Consider the following 10,350-nt stretch of genomic DNA (forward strand, 5'->3'; position numbering starts at 1 on the left):
GATCGCTCAGCCCACCCGCACGCCTACCGGGATGGAGTACTCGCTGCCCGAGATGCTCGTGCTCTGGACCGCCACGACCTGATACGTCGTGGGGCCTGTGGGCGTCGCCGGGTCGGTCCAGCCCTCTGTGGCCGCGCCGGCGACGAGGCCGATCCGGTCCATCAGGTGGATCTCGCCGGCTGCGGCGCTGTCGATGGCCGAGATGACCCGGGCGTACGCCGCTCCCGCCGGCGCCTGCGCGGTGAACGAGCTGGTGGTCCAGCGGTCCGTGGCGTCGACGGTGGCGGTGTTGGCGGTGAAGAGACGCGACGAGACCGCCGTGCCGGAGGCGTCGAGCCACACCACGCCGGTGCGAGCCTTACGCGCGGTCGCCTGGGCGCCGGCGCGATAGGAGGCGACCGCCGTGTACGTCTGGCCGGGCGTCACCGGGGTCATCGGGCCGTTCGCACCGATCTGCCCGGCCGCGCCCGCCGTGATCGCCAGCGACGAGGCACCGACGCCGGGTGCTGCCACGCCGGTCGTGCGGGAGACCGTCGACTTGGCGACGGCAGTCCACCCGCCGAGGCCCGTCTCGAGGGTGGCGGCTTCCTCGGACATCAGGTTGCCGGGGATCGTGACGCTGCCCACCGGCAGATCAGCGACCAGGGCGCCGGCGCGGTAGACGCGGTAGCCGACGACCGGGACCCCGCTGAGCGCGGTCGACTCACGCCAGGTCAGCGCGGCGCCTCCGGGCGTACGCACACCCGTCTCCACGACCGGGGACTCGGGGGTGCCCCGGCCGTACCGGTACGGGCCGACGATCACGCTGTCGGAGCGGTTCGCCGGATAGACGCCCGTGGGGTCGGTGAGAACCGTGCCGGTCGGAACGGTCTTGGCCGTACGCGAGCCGATCTGGATCCCGTACCAGGCACCGGACACCGCCGGAGAACCGGCGGCACCCGTGGCCACGTTGCCGTAGACGCCGTCGCCCTTACCGATCGAGAGCCCGACACCGACCGTCTCGAACGTGCCGCAACCCGTGCTGTAGCTGCTGGAGCCATCCGTGCCCGCGTTGCTGACCGTGTTCCCGGCGATCGTGTCGGCCACGCTCTTGGCCGCCTCATAGCAGCCGTAGACCAGCACACCGGACTCCGCGGGACTGTCGATCACGTTGTCGGAGATGACGTTGCCGCCACCCGACCAGAGCGTGTGGTTGGTGGTGTCCGAGGCGTCCACCGCACCGTCGACGCGGCCGGTGGTGCCGTCGGCGTCGAGATAGTCGGTGTAGGTGACGGTGATGCCCGCGCCGTAGGAGGCGGTGATGCGGTTGCCGCGTACGACGATGCGGGCCGGGTTGGTGACGTTCTTGTTGTTGCCGGTGGGCGTGTAACCGGCGTTGCTCTTGAGCACGATGTGGCCACCGGTGAAGACGTTGTCCGTGATCGTGGAGTCGGTCACCGCCTCCAGGTAGAGCGAGCCGTTGTCGTCCCGGTCGTAGCGGGCGAGCATCGCCGGGTCGGTGTAGACGACGTTGCGCGTGAACGTGAGCCCCCGCGCGTTCGTGAAGTCGAGGCTGTTGCCGCGCTCGGTGGCGTCGAACTGGTTGCCCGTCACCACCGTGTCGCTCGCGAAGCCACCTCCACCGATGTTGTCCTCGGCGCCCGACCCCGAACCGCCCAGGTTGTCGAACCGGTTGTCCAGGATCCGAACGCCGGTGGTGCTGTTCACCCACAGCTTGAAGTACTCGAGGTTGGTGAAGCGCACGTGCTCCACGGTCCACCGGTCGCCGGTCTTGATGCCACCGCCCGCGCTGTCGCCCGCGCCGTGGTCACATGTCGCCGAGGGAAGCACCGCGTCGCCGGTGAGACCCGCGCCCACCTTGCAGTTTCCGTTCACCGCGAGATCGGCGACGAGGTTGGTGCTGTTCGCGACGGTGGTGTCGTCCGGGCGTACGAGGAAGGAGTAGTTGAAGTTGGGGTGACTACCCGCGGCGATCGTCAGCGTGGTCGCGGTCATGCCGCTGCCCCGCAGGTTGACGTTCGGGGGCAGGCGCAGCGGCCTGGTCAGCGAGTAGACACCGGCCGGCAGGAAGACGGTCGCCGGCTGGGCCGAGGTCGCCCTTCCCGCCGCCGTGGCGATCGACGCGGTCAGGGCGGACCAGTCGTCCAGGCCGTTCCCGCGAGGAATCGTGGCCACGACGCATGACGGGTCGGCCGCGCAGTCCGCGGCGGTCAGCGTCGGGTCACCGAAGGCCGGGGTGAGCGAGTAACCGGCGGCCGCGGGGTTTGCGGCCTGGCCGGCGGAGGTGAAGACCACCTGGGTGGCAAGGGTGGAAAGCAGTGCCATACCTAGAACGGCGGAGCGGGGGGACTTCGGCAAATGCTTCTCCTATGACGGGCCCTGGACGCGGGCGCGGTGGGTGCCGGACCTGATGAAGCGGTCGGCGGCTTTGCGGAGGCGGTCGGTGTGACGCTCGGTGCACCAGGCGAAGGCCCAGCCGATGGCCACGAGTACGGCGGTGAGCGCGAGCAGGGTCAGCCAGTGCGCCGCCGTGGGTGCCCAGCGGTTGGTCACGGCCGGGGTCAGGAGGGCGGCGGTCATCGCGGCGATCGGGAGGTGGATCGCGTAGAGGGAGTACGACGATTCGGCGTACGCGGAGACTGCGGTGAGCACGCGCCCCGGCAGCCCGGACCAGGCGACGTCGCGGACGAGGACGATCAGCAGCAGTGTGGTCGTGCCGGCGAGCAGCAGCACGTTGCGTCCGCTGTAGCTCGCGTGGGTGGCGGCCATCGCGCCCGCGACCAGGACAACGGCGCCGGCGCGGGCCGTGGCCAGGTGTGCGGCGCTGCGGGCGTCGAGGAAGGCTCCGATCCGCGTGCGGAACATCGCCACCACCGCCCCCATCAGCCACACCGGCAGGTACATGAGCACCTTCGGTCCGACCAGTACGCAGATGGCGACGGCGAGGGCGCCGTTGAACAGGCGAGGGCCGAGTCCGTGGCCCTTCCAGGCGTACAGAGCGAGCGGGAAGATCGCGTAAAACGCGGCCTCGTAGGCAAGCGACCATAGTGAGGCATTTGTCCCGTACGTCGGCAGCGCGATGGTCTGCAGGAAAGCCAGGTTGCCCAGCGCTGTGCCGGCGTCGAGGCGTCCGGCCAGGTCACCCGCCGGCACCGTGTGGTGGTAGGCGATGTCACCCAGGTAGATGGAGGTGTGCGGGAGCAGCGCGAGGCCGAGGTGGTCCAGCAGCGCGGTGAGCGCGATCGCCGGGACCAGCACGATCCAGAGCCGGCTCAGCCGCGCGGTGACATAGGTCGACCAGCGGAAACGGTCCTGGCGGAAGCCGGAGAGCACGCTACCGCCGACCCAGTAGCCGCTCAGCACGAAGAAGACCACCACCGCGGCGGGCCCGAGCCCGGTCACCGTGTAGAGGATCTTGTTGAGCAGGCCGTCGGCCTCCGGCACGAACAGCAGGGTCCGCAGGTGGTAGATGACCACAAGGACCGCAGCGACCGTACGCAGTGCGTTCAGCGACCGGTGCGGGCCACGCCGCGGGGGTGCCGCGACGCCGTCAGGGGTGCGAACGGCGTGGGTCATCGAGCGCTTCCTCCGGGGGGATCGGCGTGGACCGGCTCGCCGCCGCCGGCCCCGGCTGCGGGCTGGTGGCGGAGGCCGATGAGGCCGAAGGGCAGGGCGAACCCGCTCAGCGCGAGGCCGATCAGGACCGCGTAGTAGACGAAGTCGGTGTGCCCGAGCGCGTGCGCGGGCCCGCAGATCGCGAACGTCGCCGCCGCCAGGCCGAGGGGCAGCCGCCAGATCCGGTCGGCCAGCGCCGTCAGCGCGAGCCGGCGGCGATGCCGGTGCCGGGTCTGCATGACTCACCCATCGGCGGAGACGGCCACGGCTTGAGGTTTACCGAATGCAACCAACTCGCTACCGGAAGCTGCCTCAGTCGATGACCGGGACGCCCGAGTCTCATGGCACGGACCTTCCCCCGAAGGGCCTGCTCCCCGAAAGGTCAGCGCATGGGATTTGCGGCACGCACGCTGGTCGAGGCGTTGCCCGGGCCGGCGGCGATCGTGGACACGGATGGTCGTGTCCTGGTCGCCAACGGCAGATGGGCGCCACCGTTGTCCCCCGAGGGTGCCGTGCTGGCCACGGCGTCGGGAAGCTGCCCGGCCCACGCATCGGGAAGCTGCCCGGCCCACGAGGAGCTGTTGTCCGCGGTCCGGACGATGACCCGCGCGGATCCGGCCACCGAGCTGCCGTGCAAGTGCGACGGGAGCATGCTGCGGGTCGCGTACCTGGAGAGTGACTGCGGTTCTCCGCGTCGGCTCGTAAGCGTGGAGCAGTCACGCTCGGAGGGCGACGGAGCAGCCGAGGCCAAGTCGCAGTTCCTGGCGCTGCTCGGGCACGAGATCCGGACCCCGGTCACCACCGTGGTCGCCACGATGGATCTGCTGCGTGCCCAGCACCTGCAGCAGGACGTCCGCGAGGTCGTCGACAACGTGCACCGCTCGGTGCACGCGCTGAAGACGCTCACCGACGACCTGCTCGACCTGGCCCGGCTCGAGACCGGCAGCCTGGAGGTCGAGCGCGGGCCGGTGGCGCTGCGCCCGGTGCTCGAAGGCGTCATCGAACCGCTCCAGCAGGAAGCCCGCAGCAAGCGGATCCTGCTGCTCGCCACGCCCGCACCGGACCTGCCCACGGCGGTGTTCGGCGACGTGGACCGGCTCCGCCAGGTGCTGACCTGCGTGGTCGGCAACGCCGTCAAGTTCACCGACTCCGGCGAGGTCGTGGTCACCGCCGCGCGCGACGGCTCGGACGCGTACCTGATAACGGTCGCCGACACCGGCCCCGGCATCGACGAGCCGGACCGCAGGCGGATCTTCGCGCCGTTCGTGCAGGCCGACTCGTCGGCGAACCGCCGGCACGAGGGCGCCGGGCTCGGGCTCGCGCTCGCCGCCCGGCTCGTCGCCTGCATGGGCGGCGCCATCGACGTGCTCTCCCAGCCTGGTGAGGGCTCCCAGTTCCGGATCCGGCTGCCCTACGAGCCCGTTCCGGAGCAGGCCGGCCGATCGGCTCCGGCACCGCTGGCCCGGCGCCGGGTGGCGGTCGTCGCCCCCTCGCCCCGCTCCGAGCAGGCAATGCTCTGGATGCTGATCGGCGCGGGCGCCGAACCCACGCCGGCCCGCTTCGCCGAGGTCACCGCGGGCGTGTCCGGAGTGGACACCGTGATCTGGTGCGACGACGCGCACGACCCGGAAGCGGTGAACCGGGCCGAGCTGGTCACGAAGGCGCTCGGCCCGAACGGGCGGGCGCTGATGATCAGCACCACCGACCCGCGCACCGGCCTGGTCCGTAAACCCGGCGTGCTGACCGCGCCCCTGGTGCTGGCCCGGCTGGTCGCGACGCTCAACCAGGAACGCACCGGCGTACGCGGCGCGCCCGTCACCGTCCCGAAGCTCGACGGCGGCCGGGTACTGCTCGCCGAGGACAACGACGTCAACCGGACCGTGTTCAAGCGGATGATCCAGCTGCTCGGCGTCGAGTGCGACACCGCGGCCGACGGCGCCGAGGCCGCGGAGAAGGTGCTGGGCGGGGCGGCGTACGACGTCGTCCTGATGGATCTTCAGATGCCCCGGATGGACGGGCTGGAAGCCACCCGGCACATCCGCGGCGCCGGCTCGCGGACGCCGATCCTGGCGCTCACCGCGACGGCGCTGCAGGGCGACAAGGAACGCTGTCTCGCCGCCGGGATGGACGGCCACCTCAGCAAGCCGATCACGCTGCCCGACCTGCGGGCAGCGCTGGAGCCCTACCTCACGAAACCCGAGGAAGAAGCCCAGGCGGACCCGGTCGACCTCAGCAAGCTGCACGAACTCGAGCAGCAGCTCGAGGACCGGGCACTGGTCGAGATCACCGTGAACACCTTCCTCGCGCAGCTCGACGGGCGGCGCACGGCGCTGGCCGACGCGCTGCGCAACCGGGACCACGACGCGCTGCGCGCCACCGCGCACACGCTGAAGTCGTCCAGCGCGCTGCTGGGGGCGGACCCGCTCGCCGAGGCGTGCGCACTGATCGAACGGAACGCGATCGCCGGTACCAGCGAGGAAGAGCTGGCCGGGCTGGTCGAGAGCGTGGAGAACGCGGTGGCCGGAACGGTCCGCGTGATGTCCGGCTACCTCGCCGGGGACGAAGGAGCACAGCGTGCCGCACAACTTTGAGACGCCGGCCGCCGCGATGGACGTGCACGCCGAACTGGCACGCGAGCGGCAGCGCAACGCCGAGCTCGAGCGCACCGTGCGCGAGCTCAGCCGCTCCGTCGCCGACCTCGAGGCCTTCTCCCGGGAGATCAGCCACGACCTGAAGGCGCCCCTCGCGGGCATCTGCGGGTACGCCCAGCTGCTCACCCACCTCGACGTCGGCTACCCGCGCCCGGACGACTACGACGACTTCGTCGCGGAGATCAACCGGGGCACCGACCGGATGACGCGGCTGATCGACGACGTGCTCGCGTACTCCACCGTGCGCGGGGCCGGCCTGCACCTGACGGCGATCGACCTGACCGCCCTGGTGGACGACGTGGTCGCCGATCGCGCCATGGAGCTGCCCCGCCCCGGCGTCGGTCCGCGACCGGTCCCGGACATCACCCGCGAGCCGCTGCCCCCGGTCCAGGGCGACCACGGCATGCTGCGGCGGCTGATGGAGAACCTGCTCGGCAACGCGGTGAAGTACGTGCGGCCCGGGGAGCCGGCGCGCGTACACATCGCGGCCGAGGTGGGCGAGGACGCCATGGTGCGGGTCGAGGTGACCGACCACGGTGTCGGTATCCCGGACGGGCAGCACGAGGCGATCTTCGGGGAGCTGCACCGGGCGCACCCGGACGCGTACCCGGGGACCGGTCTGGGCCTGACCATCTGCCGGCGGATCGTGGAACGGCTCGGCGGCAGCATCGGCGCCGACCCGGGTTTCCGCGGCGGCGCGCGGATCTGGTTCACCCTCCCGGTCGCCGTCGTCAGCGACCAGCTACCGGCGCTCAAGAGCTCCGCGCACTCCTGATCTTTCCCAGAACACGGCTTGAGACCGGCTTGAGACAGCGGGCCGATCTACCAGTCGAATTGCTCGAACGAGATGAGGCCAGATGAACATGAGGCGTTTGCTCACCCTGGTGGGCGCCGGAATGGTGGGCGTGGCGGCGACCGCCGTCGGCACGCCCATGGCGGCACTTGCGGCTCCCGCCGCACCGAAGAGCTGGAGCGTGGCCCGCGCGGCCGACGACGTGCACCAGATCAACGTGGCGTGGAAGGCCGTCGCCGACGCCGACCACTACGTCGTCGACGTGCTCGCGGACGACGTGGACACGGTGATCAGCGTGCCGGCCACGTCGCTGTCCTACGCGGTCGCCGCGCCGAACCCGTGCACCACCTACAAGATCAAGGTGGGTGCGGCCGACGCCGCCGGCAATACCGCGCTCACGAGCAGCTGGACCCTCAAGCCTCTCGCACCCGGATACGCAGCCGGCATGGTCACCGGTCGCGAGGACGACGGCACCACGGCCACAGCGTCGTGGAAGACACCGTCCTCCCCCGGCTACACCCCGGTGACCGGATACCACGTCGTCTTCACCCGCACCGCCGACAACGTCGTCCTGGTCGACACGACCAACCTCAACACGTCGTTCCGGTACGAGAACATCGACGCCTCCAAGACCTACAGCCTCTCGCTCACCGCGATCAACGACTTCGGTTCCTGTGTCACCGCCAAGGCCTCGATGAGCGCGTTCAAGCCGTCGAACCCGACCGACCTGGTCGTGCAGCGCCGCGCGGACACGCCGGGCACGGTCGAGGTCGTCTGGACCGCTCCGACCACCGGGCCGGCTCCGACGTACTACCTGGTCAACTATGGCGAGTCCAAGATCACCGGCTCGCTGAAGGTGGACGCGTCCGCCACGTCCGGGACGCTCAAGCTCGACACGGCCAAGAGCTGGATCATCGAGGTCAAGGCGTACAACGCGAACGGCGGCAGCGGCGCGGCGACCGGTTCCGTGCCGATCTGGACCGCGCAGGTCCCGGTCGCGACGCCGACGCCGGCCCCCACGGCGAGCACGCCGGCCACCGACGCCTCTTCCCCGGCGCCGGACCCGACGCAGACCACCACGACCACGACGGTCAGCACCGGCTCGGACCGCACCCCGCCGACCATCACCACGACGCTGTCGGCCAAGCCGAACAACGGCTGGTTCAAGACGCCGGTCACCGTGCACTTCACCTGTACCGACGAGGGTGGCGTGGCCAAGTGCCCCGACGACATCACCGCTGACAAGGACGGCCTGCTGCAGCGGTTCACCGGCACCGCCGTGGACGCCGCTGGCAACACCACGACCACCACGCTGATGCTGAGCGTCGACCAGATCGCGCCGACCATCTCGGCGACGGTCATCGGCACCAAGAACGCGGCCGGCTGGTACACCTCGGCGCCGACCATCCACTACACCTGCGCCGACAACCTGGCCCTGGCGACCTGCCCGGCCGACACCCCGGTCACGCTCAACGCGATCGCCCAGAAGGTCACCGGCACCGCTGCCGACAAGGGCGGCAACACGGCGACCGCCACGGTCACGCTGAACATCGACCAGGTCGCCCCGGTCATCAAGGCCACCATCATCGGTGAGCCGAACGCCGACGGCTGGTACAAGACCGCCCCGACCGTCCACTTCACCTGCACCGACGTGGGCTCCGGCGTCGCCGAGTGCCCCGCCGACCGGGTGCTGAACCTCGACAACTCCGGCCGCAAGGTCGTCGGCACCGTCACCGACGTGGCCGGCAACACCGCCACCGCCACGGTCGAGCTCAACCTCGACCAGGCCCGCCCGGTCATCACCGCGTCGATCATCGGTGACGCGAACGACAAGGGCTGGTACAAGACCGCCCCGACCGTCCACTTCACCTGCACCGACGACGGCGGCGCCGGCATCGCCAGCTGCCCCGCCGACAGCACCGTCCTCACCGACGGCATCGGCCAGGCCGTCACCGGCACCACGTTCGACCTGGCCGGCAACTCGGCCACCACCACCGTCAAGGTGAGCGTCGACCAGACCGCGCCGGTCATCACCGCCACGGTGTCGGGCGACGCCAACGCCGACGGCTGGTACAAGACCGCCCCGACCGTCCACTTCACCTGCACCGACGACGGTGGCGCCGGCATCGCCGACTGCCCCGCCGACGTACCGGTCACCGCCGACACCGCCGCCAAGCTGATCCTGGGCACCGCGGTCGACGCCGCCGGCAACACCGCCACCGCCTCCGCCACCGTCAACGTCGACCAGACCGCACCGGCCATCACCGCCGCGATCATCGGCGACGCCACCACCGACGGCTGGTTCAAGAAGGCCCCGACCGTCCACTTCACCTGCACCGACACGGGCTCCGGCCTGGCCACCTGCCCGTCCGACGCGACGGTCACCCAGGATGGCGCCAACCAGCGGATCACCGGCACGGCGGTCGACAAGGCCGGCAACGCCACCACCGCCGGTGTCACGGTCAGCGTCGACCTGGTCGGCCCCCAGATCAAGGCGACGGTCGACGGCACGAAGACCGACGCCGGCTGGTACACCGCCGCCCCGACCGTGAAGTTCACCTGCACGGACGACGGCTCCGCGGTCGCCACCTGCCCCGCCGACGTCACCGTCACCACCGAGGGCGCACAGATCAGCGTCCCGGGCATCGCCACCGACAAGGCCGGCAACAGCACCACCACCACGGTCAGCCTGAACGTCGACAAGACCGCCCCGGTCACCACGATCCTGGGCGCCGCCAGCGGCACCGCCTACGGCGCCGAGGCCACCCCGGCGGTGTCCTGCCGCACCACCGACACCGGCTCGGGCATCGCCACCGACGCCACCATCACCCACACCACCAACGACAAGGGCCTGCACACGATCCTCTGCGCCGGCGGCGTCGACAAGGCCGGCAACAAGGCCGCCCCGGTCACCGTCACCTACACGGTCGAGCCCACGGTCGCCTGGCTGATCCAGCTCACCCACCAGTACCTGCCCACCGCGAGCGCCGCGTCGCTCAAGGACTTCGACACCAACCTCAACAAGCACCAGTTCCTGGTCTACATCGCCCGGGTCCTGCTCGCCAGCATCGGCAAGAAGCCGGCCCTGACCCAGGCACAGTCAACGACGCTCATCTACTGGGCCTTCGTCCTCAACAAGAAGTTCTGATCCACCGCTAGCTGAAGCAGGGCCGGAGCTCACGAGCTCCGGCCCTGCCTGCTGTCCAGGCCGAGTGGGCCCGGTGGCCTGTCCAGGCCGAGTGGGCCCGGTGGCCTGTCCAGGCCGAGTGGGCCCGGTGGCCTGTCCAGGCC

At 70.8% G+C, this 10,350-nt stretch carries 6 protein-coding genes; 3 read left to right on the forward strand and 3 right to left on the reverse strand.

Features of this window, described 5'->3' with window-relative positions:
- Positions 1-6 precede the first annotated feature (6 nt).
- Genes Ahu01nite_RS12095 through Ahu01nite_RS12105 form a run of 3 tightly spaced genes read right to left on the reverse strand, consistent with a single transcriptional unit; the run spans position 7 to position 3,854 of the window.
- Complete coding sequence (locus Ahu01nite_RS12095; protein WP_203836573.1) at positions 7-2,325, reverse strand: glycosyl hydrolase family 28-related protein; 2,319 nt, start codon at positions 2,323-2,325, stop codon at positions 7-9.
- A gap of 42 nt (positions 2,326-2,367) precedes the next feature.
- Positions 2,368-3,576, reverse strand: coding sequence for an acyltransferase family protein (locus Ahu01nite_RS12100; protein ID WP_203836574.1), 1,209 nt, complete (start codon positions 3,574-3,576; stop codon positions 2,368-2,370).
- Entirely contained in the window at positions 3,573-3,854 is a 282-nt protein-coding gene (locus Ahu01nite_RS12105) for a hypothetical protein (protein WP_203836575.1), read from the reverse strand. Before Ahu01nite_RS12105 ends, Ahu01nite_RS12100 begins: the two co-directional genes overlap by 4 nt.
- 150 nt (positions 3,855-4,004) lie before the next feature.
- Here Ahu01nite_RS12105 and Ahu01nite_RS12110 point away from each other — a divergent pair, with 150 nt between their 5' ends.
- The 3 genes from Ahu01nite_RS12110 (at position 4,005) to Ahu01nite_RS12120 (ending at position 10,207) form a co-directional block, all read left to right on the forward strand.
- Positions 4,005-6,206: an ATP-binding protein gene (locus Ahu01nite_RS12110; RefSeq protein WP_203836576.1), complete on the forward strand. Its 2,202-nt coding sequence runs from the start codon at positions 4,005-4,007 to the stop codon at positions 6,204-6,206.
- Positions 6,190-7,041 (forward strand): sensor histidine kinase, encoded by an 852-nt coding sequence (locus Ahu01nite_RS12115; RefSeq protein WP_203836577.1) that lies wholly within the window; start codon positions 6,190-6,192, stop codon positions 7,039-7,041. Before Ahu01nite_RS12110 ends, Ahu01nite_RS12115 begins: the two co-directional genes overlap by 17 nt.
- A gap of 82 nt (positions 7,042-7,123) precedes the next feature.
- Entirely contained in the window at positions 7,124-10,207 is a 3,084-nt protein-coding gene (locus Ahu01nite_RS12120; RefSeq protein ID WP_203836578.1) for a fibronectin type III domain-containing protein, read from the forward strand.
- The last annotated feature ends 143 nt before the right edge of the window (positions 10,208-10,350 follow it).

It is taken from the genome of Winogradskya humida (assembly GCF_016862215.1).
GTDB classification, from domain to species: Bacteria; Actinomycetota; Actinomycetes; order Mycobacteriales; family Micromonosporaceae; genus Actinoplanes; species Actinoplanes humidus.

Excerpts from the sequence above, each read along its gene's own strand:
- Ahu01nite_RS12095 (WP_203836573.1), bottom strand. The coding sequence starts at position 2,325 with ATGGCACTGCTTTCCACCCTTGCCACCCAGGTGGTCTTCACCTCCGCC.
- Ahu01nite_RS12100 (WP_203836574.1), bottom strand. The coding sequence starts at position 3,576 with ATGACCCACGCCGTTCGCACCCCTGACGGCGTCGCGGCACCCCCGCGG.
- Ahu01nite_RS12105 (WP_203836575.1), bottom strand. The coding sequence starts at position 3,854 with ATGCAGACCCGGCACCGGCATCGCCGCCGGCTCGCGCTGACGGCGCTG.
- Ahu01nite_RS12110 (WP_203836576.1), top strand. The coding sequence starts at position 4,005 with ATGGGATTTGCGGCACGCACGCTGGTCGAGGCGTTGCCCGGGCCGGCG.
- Ahu01nite_RS12120 (WP_203836578.1), top strand. The coding sequence starts at position 7,124 with ATGAACATGAGGCGTTTGCTCACCCTGGTGGGCGCCGGAATGGTGGGC.